The organism is Allobosea sp. RCC_152_1, assembly GCF_041360765.1.
Classification (GTDB): Bacteria; Pseudomonadota; Alphaproteobacteria; order Rhizobiales; family Beijerinckiaceae; genus Allobosea; species Allobosea spartocytisi.
Genome location: NZ_JBFUPU010000003.1, coordinates 147,112 through 166,661, shown reverse-complemented (window position 1 = coordinate 166,661; position 19,550 = coordinate 147,112). Strand labels below are relative to the sequence as shown.

Here is a 19,550-nt window from a genome sequence, read left to right as displayed (position 1 = left end):
GACTCCAGTCGCGAGACTTCGGAAACCGCAGGTGATGTGCCGGGCGCCGGATAAGGGCGTCGTCAGAAGCCTTCCAGCACGATCTTGCCCTTCGCGCGGTTGCTCTCGATCAGCGCGTGAGCGCGTTTCAGATTGGCCGCGTTGATCGCGCCGAAATGCTCGCCGAGCGTCGTGCGGATCGTGCCGGCGTCGACGAGACGCGAGACCTCCGCCAGCAGCCTGCCTTGCTCTGCGATATCGGCCGTCTGGAACACAGGGCGGGTGAACATGAACTCCCAATGCAGCGAGAGGCTCTTGCGCTTCAGCAGGGTGACGTCGAGCGTCTTGGGATCATCGATCAGGCCGAGCCGCCCCTGTGGTGCCAGCAGCTCGACGATACCGGCGAGATGGGTGTCGGTATGCGTCGTCGAGAAGACGAAGGCCGGCGCGCCGAGGCCGAGCGCGGCGATCTGCTCCGGCAGCGCCTTGGTGTGGTCGACGACATGATGGGCGCCGAGCTCCTTGGCCCAGGCTTGCGTCTCGGGGCGGGAGGCGGTGGCGATCACCGTGACGTCGGTCAGCCGGCGCGCGAGCTGGATCGCGATCGAGCCGACGCCGCCGGCGCCGCCGACGATCACAAGCGCGTTCGCGGCGCCCGGCACCGCATCGCGGATCTTCAGCCGGTCGAACAGCATCTCCCAGGCGGTGATCGCGGTCAGCGGCAGCGCGGCGGCTTCCGCGAAGCCGAGCGAGGCGGGCTTCGGCCCGGCGATGCGCGCGTCGACGAGGTGGAATTCGGCGTTGCTGCCGGGACGGTTGATCGCGCCGGCATAGAACACGGCATCTCCCGGCTTGAACCCGGTGACCTCGGAGCCGACCGCCTCGACGATCCCCGCCGCGTCCCAGCCGAGCACGGCGCTTTCGCCCGCCGCAGGCTGGCTGCGCATCCGCACCTTGGTATCGACCGGGTTGACCGAGATGGCCTTGACCGCGACGAGCAGGTCGCGCGCCCCGGCGGCCGGCTTCGGCAGGTCGAGGTCGATCAGGCTGTCTTCCGCGGTGATGGGCAGTGACTGGCGGTATCCGACGGCGCGCATGGCGTCTCTCCTGCGTTGCGATGGAGGCCAGATGAGCTTAACCTGCAAATAGCGCAAGAACGCACAAATTCAGCCCATAGTGTCGAAAAGGATACTGTCATGCCGCCGCGTTTCCAGGAGCCTTACTGTTCGCCGGGCTGCCCCGTCGAGGCGGCGCTCGGCTTCATCGGCGGCAAGTGGAAGGGCATCGCGCTCTATCACCTGCTGACGGCCGGCACCTTGCGCTTCAACGAAATCCGCCGCCGCATGCCGGGCGCGACGCAGCGCATGCTGACCAATCAGTTGCGCGAGCTGGAGGCGGACGGGCTGATCGTCCGCGTGGTCTATCCGCAAGTGCCGCCGCGCGTCGAATACAGCCTCTCGGCCAGGGGCCGCACGCTCGAGCCGGTCATCATGGCGTTGAAGGCCTGGGGCGAGGCGCATGCGCGGATGCCGGCGCCGGCTCACCCGTCCGAGGAAGCGGCCTGAGCGCTCTTCAGCCGACCGGGATCACGTCCACCGCAACGCCGATCTTCTGCGAGCCCGGCCCGATCAGCACCCCGTCGAGCGGTGCGACATCGGCATAGTCGCGGCCGATGGCTGTGACGATGTGGTCGTCGGCGACGATCAGGTCGTTGGTCGGGTCCAGCCCCACCCAGCCCGTCTCGGGGCCGCACCAGAGCAGCGCCCAGGCATGGCTGGCATCGGCGCCTTCGAGCCGCTTCTGGCCCGGCGGCGGAATGGTGCGGATATAGCCGCTGACATAGGCCGCGGGCAGGCCCAGGCCCCTGAGCCCGGCGATCATGATATGCGCGAAATCCTGGCAGACGCCGTGGCGCTGGGCGAAAGCGTCCGCCAGCGGGGTCGAGACCTCCGTTGCGGCGGGGTCGTAGGTGAAGTCGTGTCGGATCCGCGCCATCAATTCGCTCGCGGCTTCCAGCACCGGCCGTCCCTTGCCGAAGCTCGTACGCGCATAGGCGACGACGGCGCCGACCTCGGGCACCAGCCGGCTGGGATAGATGTGATGCGTCGGCGACGCCGGCGCGAGACTGTCGGAGGCGAGCGCCAGCGCTGCGACCTCCTCCCAGCCGCGCGTCAGCCCGGGATGCGGCGGGGCAGAGCGCTCGACGGAGAGGCGCGCCCGCATCTCGACCTTCAGCTCGCGATGCGGCTTGGTGATCGTCACCGTCGTCATCCGGTTGCCGAAGAAGCAGGCCGCATCGTTGCGTTCGGCCGGGCGCGGCATGACCGAGAGCTCGCTCTTCTGCACGCTCTGGCCGGAGCCGTCGCGCGGCAGCAGCCGCATGATGCAGCGCGCGAAGGGCACCTGCCGGCTGTAGCCGTAGGTGGTGACGTGGCGGACGTCGTAGATCACGCGATGCCTGTCAGTCGCGACCCTTCGGGGCCGCTGTTCTGGAGGAAGTAGCGGTCGGCGATGGCGCTGGATATCCCCATCAGCAACTGCTCGAACAGCAGGATGCTGGTGCGGTCGAGCCGGCTGGCCTCGGCGGTGCGGCAATCGGCGGCGAGCCGCAGGATGAGCCGGCGCGGCGCCTCCAGCATGCCGTCCTCCGTCAGGGAGGGCAGATCCGCGATCTCGGCCTCGAGCCGCTCGATCTGGAAGGCGACCGAGCGCGGATTGTAGGGATCGAGCATCACCAGATCGAGCACGGGCTGGAGGCTTGCGCCGAGCAGATAGCGCGAGCGGTAGGTGATCTGCGAATCCGTCAGGTCGAGCAAGGCGTCGAGCGAGTCGACCGAGGCGTCGTTCTCGGCGAATTGCCGGGCGAAGCGGCAGGTGCCGACGCCGCGTTCCAGCCGCCGGCCGATATCGAGGAAGCGCCAGCCCGCTCCGCGCACCATGTTCTCCTGGCTGAGACCGGAGAAGGCCGCGAGCGTCTTCAGGGCGCGGTCTGCGATCTCGTAGGCCTCGCCCTCCGAGGGCTTGCGCCCTTCCTTCGGTGTGAGCTGGCTCTGCAGATCGCCGAACAGCCGCCAGGCATCGACCGAGAGCCGCTCGCGGATCACGGAGGCGGTGCGCCGGGCCTCGCGCACCGAGGCTGCTGCGGAGCCGTAATCGTCGAGGCTGTAGAGCGCCGAATAGGCTTGCGTCGCCGGGCTCTGGCTGCGGCCGCGCTGAGCCGAGCCCCAGGCCACGAGCAGATCACCCAGCCGGCGCACGGTCCCGCTGCGTCCCGGAGCGGGATCGGAATCGATCAGCCGGCCGAGCAAGGCGCGCACGAGGCGCAAGGTCGCCTCGCAGCGCTCCAGGTAACGTCCGAGCCAGAACAGATTGTCCGCCGCGCGGCTCGGCAAGGTGCCGGTGATGCGGCGGATGGCGATGCGGTCCGGCGTCGGCAGCAGCGTGAGAGGCTCGACCGGCGCATCGGCCGTGACCCAGACGTCGCTGGAGCGCACGCCGTTGCGCAGGCTGACGGCGCGCGCATCCGGCTCGTCCGAGATCCGGCAGAAGCCGCCGGGCATCACCTTCCAGCCGTCGGGGGTCGCGGCGGCGAAGACGCGCAGCGTCATCGGGTGCGGTTCGAGCCGGCCGTTCTGGAACACCGGCATGGTCGAGAGCCGGACGATCTCCTGCCCGACATAGTCCATGCCGCGTGCGGCGATGCGGGCGCGCAGCGCCTCGCGCTCCGCTGCCGGCAGATCGCCGGCGAGCACGGGGCCGGTGTCGAGCCCGCCGCCGGCGCTGCGGAAGGCTGGCGCGATGCTCATCTCGTCGAGGCGGTCGAGCACGGCCTCGCGCTCGCGCCGCTGGCCGCACCACCAGGTCGCGATATTGGGCAGGATCAGCTCCTCGCCGAGGAGCTGGCGGGCCACTGCCGGCAGGAAGCCCATCAGCGCGCGGGCCTCGACGACGCCCGAGCCGAGGCCGTTGGCGATATGGACATTGCCCTCCCGCACCGCCTCGACGAGGCCGGCGACGCCGAGCGCCGATTGCGCGTTGAGCTCGAGCGGATCGGCGAAGTCGCCGTCGATGCGCCGCCAGATCACATCGGCGCGCTTTAAGCCCGCGATGGTGCGCACATGCACGCGCCCTTCCCGCATCAGCAGGTCGCCGCCCTCCACCAGGAGGAAGCCGAGATAGCGCGCGAGATAGGCCTGTTCGAAATAGCTCTCGTTGAGCGGGCCTGGCGTCAGCAGGCAGATGCGCGGCTCGATCCGCTTCGAGCGCGCGACCAGCCCGGCCCGGAAGCTCTGGAAGAAAGCCGCCAGCCGCTCGATGTTCATGCTGCGGAACATGTCCGGAAAGGCGCGCGTCAGCGCCAGCCGGTTTTCCAGCGCATAGCCCGTGCCCGAAGGCGCCTGGGCGCGATCCTGCAGAACCCACCAGCGCCCGTCCGGGCCCCGGCCGAGATCGGCGGCGTAGAGCTGCAGCGTGCCGCCGCCCGGGGCGCCGTGCAGGGGGCGCAGATAATCGGGGCTGCCGCTGACGACCGCGGCCGGGAGCAGATCCTTCGCGACGATCTCGCCCGGCCCGTAGATGTCGTCGAGCAGGGTCGAGAGCAGTTGCGCCCGCTGCGCCACGCCGGCGGCGATCGTCTGCCATTCCGCGCCGGGGATGACGAGCGGCACATGGCTCAGCGGCCAGGGGCGCTCGCCCGCGCTCGGGTCGCGTTCGTCGATGTCGCCATGGACGCGATAGGAGACGCCGGTGTCGTGGACATGCCGGTCGGCCAGGCCGAAGCGTTGCAGCAGCTCATCCTGCGACAGCGCGCACCATTCCTGCAGGAAGGGTTCCCAATGCGGCCGGACGGCGCCCTCGGCGTCGACGAACTCGTCACGGGCGCCGGGCAGGGGGCGATAGCCGGCGAGCAGCGCCGCGCGCCGCTCCGCCTTGGTGCGTCCAGACCGGATGCGGCCCTGCACTGCCAAAAGCTCTAGACCCCTGCCGGCGCGCCATTCGCTCGGCCGGACTCAGCCGAACGAAGAGAAACCGCGCAAATCAAAGCGGGCGCCTCAGATCCAGCGTGAGCGGAAATTCGGCGCTGCGTTCCTCAGGCGGAATCGCCAGAGTGCCGGGACTATGACCGATCGCCTCGAAACGCGCGAGCCGTCTTGCCTCCGCCTCGTAGGAATTCACAGGCGGTGTCTCGTAATTGCGACCGCCGGGATGGGCGACATGGTAGACGCAGCCCCCGAGCGAGCGCCCGACCCAGGTGTCGACGATGTCGAAGGTCAGCGGCGCATTCACGGGAAGCGCCGGATGCAGGCCGGAGGCCGGCTGCCACGCCTTGAACCGCACCGCCGCGATCGCCTCGCCGGAGGTTCCCGTCTCCGTCATCGGCAGGCGCCTTCCATTGCAGGTGACGAGATGCCGCCCGGGCACGAAGCCCTTCGCCTTGACCTGCAGCCGCTCGACCGAGGAGTCGACATAGCGCACCGTGCCGCCGGCCGCGCCCTCCTCGCCGAGCACATGCCAGGGCTCGAGCGCCTGCCGGATCTCGATCTCGACGCCGCCATGCTCGACCTTGCCGAAGAACGGGAAGCGGAACTCGGCCTGCGCCTCGAACCAGACGGGATCGAAGGGATAGCCGGCGCGGTCGAGATCCGCGAGCACATCGCGAAAATCCTGCCAGACCAGCTCCGGCAGCATGAAACGGTCATGCAGCGCGGTGCCCCAGCGCACCAGCTTGCCGCCTTGCGGCTCGCGCCAGAACCAGGCGATCAGGGCCCTCAGCAGCAGTTGCTGTGCCAGCGACATCCGCGAATCCGGCGGCATCTCGAAGCCGCGAAACTCCAGCAGGCCGAGCCGCCCGGTCGGCCCGTCCGGCGAATAGAGCTTGTCGATGCAGATCTCGGTGCGGTGCGTGTTGCCGGAGACGTCGACCAGAAGGTTGCGGAACAAGCGGTCGACCAGCCAGAGCGGGATCGGCGCCTCGCCGGGCTTCGGCACCTGCGCCATGGCGATCTCCAGCTCGTAGAGCTGGTCCTGCCGGGCTTCGTCGATGCGCGGGGCCTGGCTGGTCGGGCCGATGAACAGGCCGGAGAACAGATAGGAGAGGGACGGGTGCCTGTTCCAGTAGAGCACGATGCTCTTGAGCAGGTCCGGCCGGCGCAGGAAGGGTGAATCGGCCGGCGTCACGCCGCCGAGCACGACATGGTTGCCGCCGCCGGTTCCGGTATGGCGCCCGTCGACCATGAACTTCTCGGCGCAGAGCCGCGACAGCCGCGCCTCCTCATAGACGCCCTGCGTGATCGCCACCGCCTCGCGCCAGTCCGTCGCCGGATGGATGTTGACCTCGATCACGCCGGGATCGGGCGTGACCTTGATGACGTCGAGGCGCGGATCGGAGGGCGGGGCATAGCCCTCGATATGCACGGGCAGGCCGGTTTCCTCGGCCGTGGCCTCCACCGAGGCGACGAGGTCGAGATAATCTTCCAGCCGCTCGACCGGCGGCAGGAAGACGCAGAGCACATTGTCGCGGATCTCGAGGCTGAGCGCGGTGCGCACATGCTCGCCGCCGATCTCCTGCTCGGTACGCTGCTGGGCCGTGCTCGTGCCGCCTGGATCGGCAGAAACCGCCAATTGCGGGGGAGGTGCGCCGAAGCTGGTCGGAGCCGCCGGCGATGGCGGAGTTCCGGCGCCGGGCGCCGGAGCGGCCTGCGAGCTGCCCGCCGGCGGCAGCGGACCGCGCGGCTCCATCGGGTCCTGCGGATGGATATGCGGATATTCGGCCTTGGGGATGTCGGGCAGGGAACCGAGCGGCAGCCGGTAGCCGACCGGCGAATCGCCGGGCACGAGAAAGAGCTTGCCGCGCCGCAGCCGCCATTTCTCCGAGCGCCAGCGCCGGTCATTCGCCGCCGCCTGCCAGCGCTGAACCGGGATGACGAAGCCGCGGGGATGGCCGAGGCCGAGCTGGAAAACCTGCGCCATCCGCGCCCGCTCCTCCGGGTCGGCGAGGCGGGAATCGAGCGGGTCGACATTGTCGGGAAGCTGCGCCTCCTTGAGCAGCCAGTGGCCGGTATCCTCATAGGCGGGGAGGACGTAATCGGCTCCGAGGCCGAGCTTTTCGGACAATCCGCGCGCCAGCGACTCCGCGTCCTGGATCGTCGCGCCCGCCTCCAGCTCGCGATCGCCGCCGGTCTTGGCACCGGGCTCGCGGGCGATCAGCTCGGCATTGCGCCAGATCGGCTCGCCGTCCCGGCGCCAGTAGAGCGCGAAGGCCCAGCGCGGCAGGCTCTCGCCCGGATACCATTTGCCCTGTCCGTAATGCAGCATCCCGCCCGGCGCGAAGCGTTCGCGCAAGCGGCGGATCAAGACATCGGCGCGCTCGCGCTTGGTCGGCCCGACTGCGGCGATGTTCCATTCCGCCCCGGTCTGGTCGTCGATCGAGACGAAGGTCGGCTCGCCGCCCATGGTGAGCCGCACATCCTGCGCCTTGAGATCGGCCTCGACGGTCTCGCCGAGAGCATCGAGCGCCTGCCAGGATTCGTCGGAGAAGGGCAGGGTGATGCGCGGCACCTCGTGCACCCGCGCCACGCTCATCTGGAAGTCGAAGGTGGTCTCGGCATAGCTCGCCACGCCGGAGACCGGCGCGGCCGAGCGGTAATGCGCGGTCGCCGCCAGCGGCAGATGGCCCTCGCCGGTGAGCAGGCCCGAGGTCGGGTCGAGCCCGATCCAGCCCGCGCCGGGAATATAGACCTCGGCCCAGGCATGCAGGTCGGTGAAGTCCTTGTCGGTGCCGCGCGGCCCTTCCAGCGGGTCGATATCGGCCTTCATCTGGATCAGGTAGCCGGAGACGAAGCGCGCTGCGAGGCCGAGATGCCGCAATGCCTGGACCAAGAGCCAGCTCGTGTCGCGGCAGGAGCCGGAGCCGATCGACAGCGTATGCTCGGGCTCCTGCACGCCCGGCTCCATGCGGATGCCGTAGGTGATCATCCCCTGCAGCCGCGCATTGAGATCGACGACGAAATTGACGGTGTTGGTAGGCTCCCTCGGCAGCGCGGCAAGGAAAGCTTCCAGAAGCGGGCCGGCGGGCTCCGTCGCCAGATAGGGCGCGAGCTCGTCGCGCAGCTCCGGCGCATAGGAGAACGGAAAAGTCTCGGCCTCGGCCTCGACGAAGAAGTCGAAGGGATTGATCACCGAAAGCTCGGTGACGACGTCGACCTCGATGCGAAATTCGCTGACCGGCTCCGGAAAGACGAAACGCGCCAGCCAGTTGCCGGCCGGGTCCTGCTGCCAGTTCACGAAATGCTGCGCCGGCGTCACCTTGAGCGAATAGCTCTTGATCGCCGCCCGGCAATGCGGCGCCGGTCTCAGCCGGATGATCTGCGGCCCGAGCGTGACCGGGCGATCATAGCTGTAATGGGTGACGTGGTTCAGCGCGGCGATGATGGCCAAGGCTCGGCACCTGCTAGTCGTCCGCGGACAGACCGCCGCAGATTCAGGTTAACGGCGCTTGTCCCCAGCGCAAAGCGCCATCCTGCCCGTGGAAACGGCAGGGCGGCGAGCGGTTGCCCAAGGCTTGGGCTGTTGCAGGCCGGCGGCATGGCATGGCCGCTGCCCGCTGTTTCCCCTTTGCAAGCGCTCCGAACCGTCTCACTCTGGTCGCAGCGATCGGCTAATCGAATCTGGTGAGCCGTACGGAGTTTCGAGTGTCATGGACGCCATTGCCGATCAGGGGCTTCGCCCCGAGACCATTCCCGAGCGCACGCCGGTTCCGCCCTTCGATCTGGTGATCTTCGGTGCCGGCGGCGATCTGGCGCTGCGCAAGCTCTTTCCGGCGCTGGCCCAGCGCAACCGCGAAGGCGTGCTGCCGGAGGACAGCCGCATCCTCGCCGTCGTCCGCAAGGAGGAGGACGTCGAGGGCCTGCCCAAGCAGATCGCCCAGCGGCTCCATGAGGAAGGCCTTCCGAAGGATCAGGTCGCGACCTTCCTGCGCAGGCTCACCATGGTGCTGCTCGATGCGCTGAAGCCGGAGACCTACAAGGCGCTGAAGACCACGCTGGGCGACAGCGAGCGCGTGCGCTCCTTCTATCTCTCGACGCCGCCGGACCTCTTCATCCCGATCTGCGAGAACCTCGCCAAGGCCCATATCCTGACGCCGACCTCGCGCGTCATCCTGGAGAAGCCGCTCGGCCGCGACCTCGCCTCGGCCCGCCAGATCAACGACGCCGTCGCGCGCATCCTGCCGGAAAGCCGGACCTACCGGATCGACCATTATCTCGGCAAGGAGACGGTGCAGAACCTGCTCGTCCTGCGCTTTGCCAACACCCTGTTCGAGCGGTCATGGTCGAGCCGCGACATCGACCATGTCCAGATCACCGTGGCCGAGACCGTCGGTCTCGAAAGCCGCGCCGGCTATTACGACAAGGCCGGGCATATGCGCGACATGGTGCAGAACCATCTCATGCAGCTCCTCACCCTCTTCGCCATCGAGCCGCCGAACATGCTCGAGGCCGGCGCGGTCCGCGACGAGAAGATCAAGGTGCTGAAGGCGCTCAGGCCCATCGTCGGCCCCGATGTCCAGCGCTTCACGGTGCGTGGCCAGTACGGGCCGGGCCAGATCGACGGCCAGCGTGTCAGGGGCTATGCCGAGGAGCTCGGCCACGCCTCCAACACCGAGACCTTCGTCGCCATCCGCTGCGAGGTCGATAACTGGCGCTGGGCCGGCGTGCCGATCTATCTGCGCACGGGCAAGCGCATGGCGCAGCGCTATTCCGAGATCGCCGTCACCTTCAAGCCGGTACCGCATTCGATCTTCGGCAACGGCACCTGCGACCGGCTCGACGCCAACCGCCTGTTCATCCGCCTGCAGCCGAATGACGGCGTCCAGCTCCAGCTGATGATGAAGGTGCCGGGTTCCGGTCGGCTCAAGATCGTGCCGCGCCAGCTCGACCTGCGCTACTCCACCGCCTTCGACGAGCGCACGCCCGACGCCTATGAGCGCCTGCTGACCGATGTCATCCGCGGCGACCAGACCTTGTTCATGCATCGCGACGAGGTCGAGCAGGCCTGGAGCTGGGTCGATCCGATCATCGCCGGCTGGCAGGACTACAGCCCGCATCCACATCGCTATGCCGCCGGCTCCTGGGGGCCGTCGCAGGCGATCGGGCTGATCGAGCGCGATGGCCGTTCCTGGGCCGATCCGGATCTCGTCTGATGGCGGCGGGGCCCGTCGCCTGGCATCGCTTCGCCGCCTTGGCCGACGCCTCCGAGGCGCTGGCGGAGGCGGTCGCGATCCGGCTGAAGGAATTGCTCGCCGGGAAGGAGCATGCCTCGCTGGTCGTGCCCGGCGGCACCACGCCGGCGCGCTTTCTCGCGGCGCTCGGCCGGCAGGATCTGCCCTGGGAGAAGGTCACGCTGCTGCCGACCGACGAGCGCTTCGTCGCGGCTGACGACGCGGCTTCCAACGAACGGATGCTGCGCGAGCAATTCGCTCCGCTCACGCAGGGCCGTGTCCGCTTCCTGTCCTTTCACGGCCATGGCAGCGACATCGAGGCTGCCGCGGCGTTGCTCTGCGCCGAGCTCGCCGAATTGCCGCCGCTCGATCTCGTCGTCAGCGGCATGGGGCCGGACGGCCACATCGCCTCGCTCTTTCCGGGCGGGGAGGCGATCTTCAACGCCGTGCCTGACAGCGGCATCGTCGTGGCGCGGCCGCCCGGCCTGCCGCCGCGGCTCTCGCTCTCGCCCAAGCGCCTGATCGAGGCCGGCTGGGTGAGCCTGCTCGTCTCCGGCGCCGCCAAGGAGGCGGTGCTGAAGGATGCCGGAACCCGCGCCGCGCCGCTGCCGGTGGACATGCTGCTCGGCCGCCCGCAAGGGCTCGACGTCTATTGGGCGAAGGAGTAGAGCCCTTCCGCCGCCTCCAAATCGATTGAAAGATGAGACCATGGACGAAGCTGCCGCGATTGCCCGGCTGAAGAGCTGCGGGGTCATCCCCGTCGTCGTGATCGAGGATGCGGGGCGCGCCGTCGATCTCGCCCATGCGCTGGTCGCCGGCGGCATCGATGTCGTCGAGGTCACGCTGCGCCGTCCCGCCGCGATCGAGGCGCTCGCCGCCATCGCCAGATCGGTGCCGAAGGCGCTTGCCGTCGCCGGCACGGTCGTGACCCCCGCCCAGGTTTCGCAGGTGAAGGATGCCGGCGCGCAGGCCGTCGTCAGCCCCGGCTTCAGCGAGAGCGTCGACGAGGCCCTGCGCAAGGCTGGTTTGCCCTGGCTGCCGGGCGTCGCCACGGCCTCCGACTGCATGCGCGCCGTCGCGGCCGGCCGCACCACCGCGAAATTCTTCCCGGCCGAGCAGGCCGGCGGCCCGCCGGCGCTCAAGGCTCTCTCCGGCCCCTTCCCGCAGATGAGCTTCTGCCCCACCGGTGGTGTCGGCCTGAAGAACCTCGGCGATTATCTGGCCTTGCCGCAGGTCATCTGCGTCGGCGGCTCCTGGCTCGTCCCGGCCGATGCCATCGCTGCGGGGGACTGGAAGCGGATCGAGACGCTGGCGCGCGAGGCGAAGGAAGCGTTCCTCAAGTTCAGGGGGTAGGGCGCGCCCGCGTTCCCCTGCGCCCTTCTCCCCTTGGGGGAGAAGGAGCCGGCAGGCGGATGAGGGCGGTTCGGCGCCTGCATTCCCTCATCCGTCAGCGCTTCGCGCTGCCACCTGCTCCCCCGAGGGGAGAAGGACGCGGGGGACGAGGTTACCGCAGCTTCTCCCGCACGATCTCCGCAATCGCGAGAGAGCTCGTCAGCCCCGGGCTCTCGATGCCGAGCAGATTGACCAGCTCCGCTACGCCATGCACCTCCGGCCCGTCGATGCGGAAATCCGGCATCGGCTCGGTCGGTCCGTGGAGCTTGGGCCGGATGCCGGCATAATCGGCAACCAGCGCCCCGGCCGGCAGTGCCGGCCAATAGGTTCGGATCGCGGTGTAGAACTTATCTCCGCGACCGGGATCGACGACCAGGTCCTGGTCGCTTTCGACCCATTCGACATCGGGGCCGAACTTCACCCGTCCGCCCATGTCGATGGTGGCGTGGATGCCCAGGCCCGCTGCTTCCGGCACCGGATAGACCAGATGCGTGAAGGGCTGCTTGCCGGTCAGGGCGAAGTAGTTGCCCTTGGCATAGTGCTGCACCGGCACATGCTCGGCCGGAAAGCCCGCGAGCATGCCGATGAGCTTCGGCGCGCCGTGGCCGGCCGAGTTGATCACGGTTCGCACCGTATAGGTCGCAGGCTCCGCCCCGCCGAAATCGACGCTGAAGCCGCTCGCCTCGCGCCGCCACCCCGTGATCGGCGTGTTGAGCGCGAGCGAACCGCCGGCCGCCTCGCATTCGCCGAGCAGTGACAGCATCAGCGCATGGCTGTCGACGACGCCGGTCTCCGGCGAGAGCAGGGCGATCTCGCAACGCACCTCCGGCTCCAGCGCCTTCGCCTCAGCACCGCTGAGCCAGCGCAGCGTGTCGACGCCTGAGGCTTTCGCGCGCGCCATGATCGTCTCCAGCGCCGGCTTCTGGCTTTCGGAGGTCGCGACGATCAGCTTGCCGCAGGCCTTGTGCGGCAGGCCGCGCCCTTCGAGATAGGCGTAGAGCTTCTTGCGGCCTTCCACGCAGACGCGGGCCTTCAGCGAGCCGGGCGGATAATAGATCCCGGCATGGATGACCTCGGAATTGCGCGCCGAGGTCTGGGTGCCGATGCCCTCGGCCGCCTCGGCGATGACGACCTCGCGACCGCCGAGCGCAAGCTCGCGGGCCACCGCGAGGCCGACGACGCCGGCCCCGACAACCAGGCAATCGATATCGCTCATACCGCTTCTCCGGCCCATCTCGGCGCGTCCGAGATGGGCAGTTTTGGGTGCCGAAATCGGCGAAAGCCGACTTCGCTGCGCTCAGCTGCGCTGCGGCATCGAGATTTCGATCAGGCTCGCCCAGTAGTTCACGCCGACCGGGATCGCCTTGTCGTTGAATTCGTAGGCGGGGTGATGCAGCCCGGCCGAGTCCCCGTTGCCGATATTGATGAAGGCGCCCGGCCGTTCCTCCAGCATGAAGGAGAAGTCTTCCGAGCCCATCGTCGGCGGGACGTCGGTGGTGATCGCGTCGGAGCCGAAGGCTTCCTTGGTCACGCTGGTCACGAAGTCGGTCTGGCCGTGATGGTTGAAGGTGACGGGATAGCCGAGATGGTATTCGAGATCGTATTTCATGCCGAAGGCCTTCATCACGCCGTCGACGATCTCGGTGATGCGCTTCTGCGCGAGCTCGCGGGTCTGCGGCGTCAGCGTCCGCACCGAGCCCTTGATCTCCGCCGTCTGCGGGATGACGTTGAAGGCCTCGCCGGCATTGAGTGCGGTCACCGAGACGACGATCGACTCGAGCGGGTCGGCATTGCGCGAGGCGACGGTCTGCAGCGCGCTGACCAGGGCGCAGGAAGCGACGATCGGGTCGTTGACCCGATGCGGCGCGGCCGCATGCCCGCCCAGGCCCTCGATCTTGATGTGGATGCGGTCGGCCGCGGCCATGGCCGGGCCCTTGGTGATCTCGAACTTGCCGACCGGGACGCCCGGCTTGTTGTGCATGCCGTAGACTTCCTGAATGCCGAAACGAGTGATCAACCCGTCGTCGATCATCGCCTTGGCGCCGGCGCCACCTTCCTCGGCCGGCTGGAAGATCAGTACGGCGGTCCCGTCGAAATCGCGGGTCTGCGTCAGGTATTTGGCGGCGCCGAGCAGCATCGCGGTGTGGCCGTCATGGCCGCAGGCGTGCATCTTGCCCGGCACGGTCGAGCGGTGCTCGAGATTGGTCTCCTCATGGATCGGCAGCGCATCCATGTCGGCGCGCATGGCGATGACCTTGCCCGAGCCCTGGCCCTTGCCCTTGATCACGCCGACGACGCCGGTCTGGCCGATGCCGGTCACGACCTCGTCGACGCCCCATTCCTTCAGCTTGTCGGCGACGAGACCGGCGGTCCTGTGAACGTCGTACATCAGCTCGGGATGGCGATGGATGTCGCGGCGGATCGCGGTGATTTCGGGGGTCAGCGTCGCGATGATGTCGGTCTTGGGCATCGTATCCTCTGAGATGAATTGAGCAACCACGCAGAAAGCGGGTGCCGTGCGCAAGCTAGACCAGTCGCCCGGTGCCTGTCCAAGCCGGCCGGCGCGCAGGCGGTGGGCACGGATGGCATGGCAGCGGCCGGCTGGAAGGGGTGCCCTTGTGGTCCGAGGAGCCGTTCATCGATTGCGAATGAAACGATCAATAGAAGAAAATCACACCAGCCATGATTTCGCCTTTTACAGGCAATAGTGAGCCATCATCTCCGCTCAGATCGTTTGCATTTGCCGATCTGAATTGGCTCACATCCCCCTTCATGTTTGGTTGATTATGCGTCGATTGATGTTGCTTGCGTGCGTGTCCGCGTTCTTGCCTGCTGTCGCTCTGGCTGATGAGCCGATCCAGAAAATATCCTTCCAGCCGCAGGTCAAAGGCCTGGGCTGCCTGAAGCCGGAAACCCGGTCCATGATCACGGCGCTCGTCGACAAGATCGGCCCCATCCAGATCACCTCGACCTGCGGCGGACGCCACGCCCGGCATTCCCAGCATTATCTCGGCCGCGCCATCGACTTCCGTCCGCTGGCGGTCTCGTCGCGCAAGGCGGCCGCCGCCGCCCGTTCGCTGGCAAGCGTCGGTGGCGTCGGCACGTATTCGAATGGTCTCGTCCACGCCGATGTCGGCCAGCGCGAGGCGTCCTGGTACGGTCACAAGCGCAGCCGCTATGCCTCCGCCGCCAAGCGCGGTCCCTATGCGAGGCTCGCCCGCAACGGCGGCTGATCGGCGTTCAGCCGGATAGAGCGCTCAGCGCGTGCCGATAGACCAGATCCTCCGGGTCGGGCCTTTCGGCGCGCGCATCGCGGACCGCCCCGAGCCGTTCGGCAACGGCGATCGAGGCGGCGTTGCCGGGCTCGACATAGCTCACGAGGCTTGAGAGCTGGAGGGTTCGTGCCGCCCAGTCCAGCATGGCGCGCGCGGCCTCCGTGGCATAGCCCTGCCCTTCATGGCCGTCATAGAGCAGCCAGCCGAGCTCCTTCTCGGGGAAGAGCGGGCCGGCATTGATGCCGACCTGCCCGATACAGGCCCCGTTCGCGCTCAGCGCGATCATCAGCGCGCCATGCCCGAACAGCGGCCAGCAGGCGATGTCGTGGCAGAACATGCCCCAGGCCTCTCGCGTCGTCAGCGGGCCGCCCATCCACCTGGAGCGGGGCGACGCCAGAAACGCCGCATAGGCAGGAAAATCCGCCTCGGTCATGGGGCGCAGCGTGAGGCGCAGCGTCTGCAATGTCGGAACAGGGGACTGGCTCATGGGGCGGCTTCTAGAGCCGCGCCGCCTCGCAGGCTAGACCCCGAATTCCGTCCGCCAGCGGGCGATGTCCTCCAGCGCGACGTTGGAGCCGCAGAGCACGAGGCAGATGCGTTCCCCCGGCCTGAAGCTGTCCTTGCGGGCCAGTGCCGCGGCGACCACGCAGGCGGCCGCCGGTTCCAGCAGCACGCGCCCGTTCTGGAGCACCCAGACGAGCTCGCGCACGGCTTCCGCATCCGGCACCAGCACGATCTCCTCCAGAAACTGCCGGGCGGCGGCCATGGTCCGCTCGGTCGCGAAGGGCGCGCCGAGCGTGCGTGCGATCGAGGTCGGGCGGATAGGCACCGGTTTGCCGGCTTCCAGCGCCTGGGTCATCGTCGTCGCGCCCTCGGTCTCGACGCCGTGCAGCCTGACGGCCGGGTCGAGGCCTTTCAGTGCCGCGCCGACACCGGCCGAGAAGCCGCCGCCACCGACCGAGATGAAGACATGGTCGAGCCGGCCGCCGGCGTCGCTGGCGAGTTCGAGGCCGAGCGTGCCGTGCCCGGCGATGATGGCCGGATCGTCATAGGAATGGACATGGACCATGCCCTGCGCGGCGTAGTCCTCGGCCTTGGCGAAGGCTGCGACCGAATCCTCGCAGAGCTCGACCTCGCCTCCGGCCTGCCGCGTCAGCGCGATGTTGAGCTCCGGCGTCGCCTTCGGCATCAGGACGAGCGCACGCGCACCCATGGCATGGGCGACCAGCGAAACCGCGATGGCATGGTTGCCGCCCGAGACGGTGACGACCCCGCGCTTCAGCTCCGCCTCGCTCAACCCCATCAACCGGTTGTAGCAGCCACGCACCTTGAAGGAGCCGCCGAGCTGCAGGCTCTCCACCTTCACCCAGGTCTCGACGCCGAGCCGGGCCGAAAGCCCGGCGCTGTGATAGGTCGGCGTGCGGCGCACCTTGCCGGCGATGCGCGTCGCGGCCGCCTGCACATCGGCGAGGGTGACATCGAAATCCATGATGGCGGCAATCCTGTGCTGCTTCGTCGGGTCAGGGCGACACGAGAGCCCGTCGCGGCATCCTGCGTCAAGCATGGTCAGTGCCGCGGCTTGTCCGGAATCACAGTGAGCTCGGGAGCGATTTTCGACCCGGCTGAATCGTCATTGCGGATGTAGCGAAGCCATCCAGGGCGTCGAACGCCACCGCTCCTGCGTTGCGTCGTGGCTTCGCTCCTCGCAATGGCGGGTTCGGGTTTCACTCGGATCGAAAACCGCTTTAGCCTGTCGGCATGGAACCTGCGTCTGGCGGGATTTTGGGAGAAGCCTTCGTGACGATGACGCCGAAAGAGATGCTGGCGAAGCTGGTTTCGTTCAACACGGAATCGCAACGCAGCAATCTCGACCTGATCCATTTCTGCCGGGACTACCTCGCCTCGCTCGGCGTCGAGAGCCGGCTCGCGCCGAGCCCGGACGGGCAGAAGGCCAATCTCTACGCGACCATCGGCCCCAGGCGCGAGGGCGGTGTCGTTCTCTCCGGCCACACCGATGTCGTGCCGGTCGCAGGGCAGGACTGGACCTCAGATCCCTGGACGCTGACCGAGCGCGACGGCAGGCTCTATGGCCGGGGCGCCTGCGACATGAAGGGGTTCGACGCGCTCGCGCTGGCCCTGGTGCCGGAGATGCTGGCCGCGCCGCTCGAGCGGCCGATCCACATCGCGCTGTCCTATGACGAGGAGGTCGGCTGCCTCGGCGCGCGCGTCATGATCGCGTCGATGCAGCAGGAGGGGCTGAAGCCCTCGGCCGTGATCGTCGGCGAGCCTTCGATGATGAAGGTCGTGACCGGCCACAAGGGCGGCCTGCGCATGCGCACGACGATTCGCGGCCATGCGGTGCATTCCAGCCGCATCGATGTCGGCGTCTCGGCGGTGATGGTGGCGGGCGAGCTGATCCATTGGCACAACACCACGATGGCCGAGAACAAGGCGCGCACCCCGGCCGGAAACGGCTTCGAGCCGCCCTATTCGACGCTGCATGTCGGCGTCGTGCAGGGCGGGACGGCGGTCAACATCGCCGCTGAGCATTGCACGTTCGCCCATGAGGTGCGCTGCATTCCCGGCGAATTGCAGGAGGCCTATGCCGAGCGCTACAGGGCAAAGCTCGCCGAGGTCGAGGCCGGGATGAAGGCGGTGGCTCCGGAGACCGGCATCGCTCTCGAGATCACCTCCAGCACGCCGGCCATGGGGCCGGAGACGGATGGGGCGGCAGAGGCACTCTGCCGGCGCCTGACCGGTGACAATGGCCGGCATGTCGTCGCCTATGGTACGGAGGGCGGGCTCTTCCAGGGCGCCGGCTGGTCGACGGTGGTGTGCGGTCCGGGCGATATCGCGCAGGCGCATCAGCCGGACGAGTTCATCGCGGTGGAGCAGCTCGAGGCGGGGGAGCGCTTCGTCCGGGGCTTGATCGCGGATCTGTCGCGCTGAGGATCGGGTGGGCCGCAGGAGGCGGCTCGCGAGCAAGCGGTTTTCGGGCAGTCGGCGTGTGCCGATGCCCGGATCGCCAAGAAGAGGCCTCGCCGCAGGATGCCGGGCGCGGCGGGATGAGGGTCGGGACCCTGAGGGGGGAGGGATGTCGCGCAGCCGTGCCGCTGCTCTTCTGTTCGCGCTGCTGGCTTTGCTGCTGCCGGCCGCTGCGCAGGCCTTTGTCTGGGCGCGCTCGAGCGATGCGCTGACGCTCGACCCCCATGTCGCCAATGAGGGGCCGACCACGGCTCTCGTCCAGAACATCTATGAAGGTCTCACCGAGCGCGATCGGACAGGGCGCCTCGGCCCGCTTCTGGCGGTGTCCTGGCGGATGCTGCCGGAGGACCCGACGATCTGGGAGTTCAAGCTGCGCCAAGGCGTGGTTTTCCAGGATGGCAGCCGCTTCTCGGCGGATGATGTCGTCTTCTCCTATCGGCGCGCGCTACAGCCGAATTCCGGTTTTCGCGACCATCTCGCTTCGGTTGCCGATATCGAGAAGGTCGACGACACCACGGTCAGGTTCAGGACGCGCAGGCCCAATCCGGTTTTCATCGCCAATACGCCGGCGATCCTGATCATGAGCAAGGCCTGGGCGGAGCAGCACGGGACAGCCACGATCCCGGACAGCCCGATCTCCGACGCCAATTTCGCAAATGCCCATGCCAACGGCACCGGTGCCTTCGTGCTGGTGTCGCGGCAGCCGCTCGTCAGGACCGTGCTGAAGCGCAACGAGGCTTACTGGAATCGCGGCGGCGTCCCGCTCGGCATCGCGGAATTGACCTATCTGCCGGTGCCGCAGGCGAGCGCGCGCGTCGCGGCCCTGCTCGCCGGTACGGTCGATTTCCTGCAGGACGTGCCGATTCAGGATCTGCCGCGCCTGCGCGCCCGGCCCGGCCTCACCGTCACGACGGGTGTCGAGAACCGGACGATCTTCCTCGGCTTCGACGTCGCCTCGCCGGCGCCACGCGGGACCGATGCCGGCGGCCGCAACCCCTTCGCCGATCTGCGCGTCCGGCGCGCGATGAACCTCGCCATCGATCGCGACTATATCCGGCGTGCCGTCATGCGCGGCGAGGCGCTGCCGAGCGGCATCATCATCCCGCCATTCGTCGATGGCTGGACGCGCGAGCTCGACATGCCGCCGCCTTTCTCGCTCCCGGAGGCCCGACAGCTTCTGGCCGAAGCCGGTTATTCCGAGGGCTTCTCGACCACGCTCTACTGCCCGAACGATCGCTACGTCTACGACGAGGAGACCTGTCGCGCTTTGGTTCCGATGCTGGCCCGGATCGGAATCCGGGTCACGCTCGTCGCCCAGCCGCAGGCGGCGCAGTCCCAGGCGCTGCGGCGCACGCCCGGTCCCGATGTCTTCCTCGCCGGCTGGGGGACGCTGACCTATGACAGCGAATACCTTTTCTCGTCGCTCTATCACAGCCGCGACGGGCAACGCGGCACCTACAACGCCACGGGGTACAGCGATGCGGAAACCGATGCGCTGATCGACAGGATCTCCGGGGAAATCGACCGGAGCCGGCGCGCCGGGCTCATCGCGCAACTCTGGCAGAAGCTGCGCAACCAGACGATCTACCTGCCGCTGTTCCACCAGATGCTCAGCTACGCGACGAAGGAGGCGTATGAGATACCCGTCGACGTCGCCAACACGCCGAAGCTGAAGCTGGTCGCTGCCCGCGGGCAGTGAGCCG

Annotated in this window: 15 protein-coding genes; 7 read left to right on the top strand and 8 right to left on the bottom strand. The window is 68.2% G+C overall.

What is annotated here, in order from left to right:
- Positions 1–62 precede the first annotated feature (62 nt).
- Positions 63–1,076: a zinc-binding alcohol dehydrogenase family protein gene (locus AB6806_RS12610; RefSeq protein ID WP_370954697.1), complete on the bottom strand. Its 1,014-nt coding sequence runs from the start codon at positions 1,074–1,076 to the stop codon at positions 63–65.
- Positions 1,077–1,175: 99 nt separating this feature from the next.
- Between AB6806_RS12610 and AB6806_RS12605 the strand changes: the two genes are divergently transcribed.
- Positions 1,176–1,544, top strand: a complete 369-nt coding sequence (locus AB6806_RS12605) for a winged helix-turn-helix transcriptional regulator (RefSeq protein WP_370954696.1) — start codon at positions 1,176–1,178, stop codon at positions 1,542–1,544.
- Positions 1,545–1,551: 7 nt separating this feature from the next.
- Here AB6806_RS12605 and AB6806_RS12600 read toward each other — a convergent pair whose 3' ends face one another.
- From AB6806_RS12600 to AB6806_RS12590, 3 genes are all read right to left on the bottom strand, one after another.
- On the bottom strand, positions 1,552–2,430 hold the full coding sequence (locus AB6806_RS12600) for a transglutaminase family protein (protein ID WP_370954695.1): 879 nt from the start codon (positions 2,428–2,430) through the stop codon (positions 1,552–1,554).
- A complete protein-coding gene (locus AB6806_RS12595; protein ID WP_191124461.1) occupies positions 2,427–4,940 on the bottom strand; it encodes a circularly permuted type 2 ATP-grasp protein in 2,514 nt (837 codons plus the stop codon). Before AB6806_RS12595 ends, AB6806_RS12600 begins: the two co-directional genes overlap by 4 nt.
- A 76-nt stretch (positions 4,941–5,016) precedes the next feature.
- Complete coding sequence (locus tag AB6806_RS12590) at positions 5,017–8,415, bottom strand: transglutaminase family protein (protein ID WP_038360803.1); 3,399 nt, start codon at positions 8,413–8,415, stop codon at positions 5,017–5,019.
- A 259-nt stretch (positions 8,416–8,674) separates the two neighbouring features.
- Here AB6806_RS12590 and zwf point away from each other — a divergent pair, with 259 nt between their 5' ends.
- From zwf to eda, 3 genes are read left to right on the top strand one after another with little or no spacing between them, the layout of a single operon-like run.
- Positions 8,675–10,177, top strand: coding sequence for a glucose-6-phosphate dehydrogenase (gene zwf / locus AB6806_RS12585; protein WP_370954694.1), 1,503 nt, complete (start codon positions 8,675–8,677; stop codon positions 10,175–10,177).
- On the top strand, positions 10,177–10,863 hold the full coding sequence (gene pgl / locus AB6806_RS12580) for a 6-phosphogluconolactonase (protein ID WP_370954693.1): 687 nt from the start codon (positions 10,177–10,179) through the stop codon (positions 10,861–10,863). Before zwf ends, pgl begins: the two co-directional genes overlap by 1 nt.
- 40 nt (positions 10,864–10,903) lie before the next feature.
- Positions 10,904–11,548, top strand: coding sequence for a bifunctional 4-hydroxy-2-oxoglutarate aldolase/2-dehydro-3-deoxy-phosphogluconate aldolase (eda, locus tag AB6806_RS12575; protein ID WP_142020060.1), 645 nt, complete (start codon positions 10,904–10,906; stop codon positions 11,546–11,548).
- A gap of 151 nt (positions 11,549–11,699) precedes the next feature.
- Here the strand turns inward: eda and AB6806_RS12570 are convergent, their stop codons facing one another.
- Positions 11,700–12,803 (bottom strand): NAD(P)/FAD-dependent oxidoreductase, encoded by a 1,104-nt coding sequence (locus tag AB6806_RS12570; RefSeq protein WP_142020062.1) that lies wholly within the window; start codon positions 12,801–12,803, stop codon positions 11,700–11,702.
- Positions 12,804–12,884: 81 nt separating this feature from the next.
- Positions 12,885–14,057 (bottom strand): M20 aminoacylase family protein, encoded by a 1,173-nt coding sequence (locus tag AB6806_RS12565; protein WP_142020065.1) that lies wholly within the window; start codon positions 14,055–14,057, stop codon positions 12,885–12,887.
- Positions 14,058–14,508: 451 nt separating this feature from the next.
- Here AB6806_RS12565 and AB6806_RS12560 point away from each other — a divergent pair, with 451 nt between their 5' ends.
- Positions 14,509–14,820, top strand: coding sequence for a peptidoglycan L,D-endopeptidase MepK (locus AB6806_RS12560; protein WP_370954692.1), 312 nt, complete (start codon positions 14,509–14,511; stop codon positions 14,818–14,820).
- Between the two features lie 7 nt (positions 14,821–14,827).
- Here AB6806_RS12560 and AB6806_RS12555 read toward each other — a convergent pair whose 3' ends face one another.
- Both AB6806_RS12555 and AB6806_RS12550 read right to left on the bottom strand, forming a co-directional pair.
- Positions 14,828–15,349, bottom strand: coding sequence for a GNAT family N-acetyltransferase (locus AB6806_RS12555; RefSeq protein WP_370954691.1), 522 nt, complete (start codon positions 15,347–15,349; stop codon positions 14,828–14,830).
- A gap of 33 nt (positions 15,350–15,382) precedes the next feature.
- A complete protein-coding gene (locus AB6806_RS12550; protein ID WP_370954690.1) occupies positions 15,383–16,351 on the bottom strand; it encodes a threonine ammonia-lyase in 969 nt (322 codons plus the stop codon).
- 314 nt (positions 16,352–16,665) lie between these two features.
- On the opposite strand from AB6806_RS12550, the gene argE reads away from it, so the two are divergent.
- Together argE and AB6806_RS12540 are read left to right on the top strand one after the other, a co-directional pair.
- Positions 16,666–17,811, top strand: a complete 1,146-nt coding sequence (gene argE / locus AB6806_RS12545) for an acetylornithine deacetylase (protein WP_370954825.1) — start codon at positions 16,666–16,668, stop codon at positions 17,809–17,811.
- A 145-nt stretch (positions 17,812–17,956) separates the two neighbouring features.
- A complete protein-coding gene (locus AB6806_RS12540) occupies positions 17,957–19,546 on the top strand; it encodes an ABC transporter substrate-binding protein (protein WP_370954689.1) in 1,590 nt (529 codons plus the stop codon).
- Positions 19,547–19,550 lie beyond the last annotated feature (4 nt).

Excerpts from the sequence above, each read along its gene's own strand:
- AB6806_RS12610 (WP_370954697.1), bottom strand. The coding sequence starts at position 1,076 with ATGCGCGCCGTCGGATACCGCCAGTCACTGCCCATCACCGCGGAAGAC.
- AB6806_RS12605 (WP_370954696.1), top strand. The coding sequence starts at position 1,176 with ATGCCGCCGCGTTTCCAGGAGCCTTACTGTTCGCCGGGCTGCCCCGTC.
- zwf (WP_370954694.1), top strand. The coding sequence starts at position 8,675 with ATGGACGCCATTGCCGATCAGGGGCTTCGCCCCGAGACCATTCCCGAG.
- pgl (WP_370954693.1), top strand. The coding sequence starts at position 10,177 with ATGGCGGCGGGGCCCGTCGCCTGGCATCGCTTCGCCGCCTTGGCCGAC.
- eda (WP_142020060.1), top strand. The coding sequence starts at position 10,904 with ATGGACGAAGCTGCCGCGATTGCCCGGCTGAAGAGCTGCGGGGTCATC.
- AB6806_RS12570 (WP_142020062.1), bottom strand. The coding sequence starts at position 12,803 with ATGAGCGATATCGATTGCCTGGTTGTCGGGGCCGGCGTCGTCGGCCTC.
- AB6806_RS12565 (WP_142020065.1), bottom strand. The coding sequence starts at position 14,057 with ATGCCCAAGACCGACATCATCGCGACGCTGACCCCCGAAATCACCGCG.
- AB6806_RS12560 (WP_370954692.1), top strand. The coding sequence starts at position 14,509 with ATGATCACGGCGCTCGTCGACAAGATCGGCCCCATCCAGATCACCTCG.
- AB6806_RS12555 (WP_370954691.1), bottom strand. The coding sequence starts at position 15,349 with ATGAGCCAGTCCCCTGTTCCGACATTGCAGACGCTGCGCCTCACGCTG.
- AB6806_RS12550 (WP_370954690.1), bottom strand. The coding sequence starts at position 16,351 with ATGGATTTCGATGTCACCCTCGCCGATGTGCAGGCGGCCGCGACGCGC.
- argE (WP_370954825.1), top strand. The coding sequence starts at position 16,666 with ATGACGCCGAAAGAGATGCTGGCGAAGCTGGTTTCGTTCAACACGGAA.
- AB6806_RS12540 (WP_370954689.1), top strand. The coding sequence starts at position 17,957 with ATGTCGCGCAGCCGTGCCGCTGCTCTTCTGTTCGCGCTGCTGGCTTTG.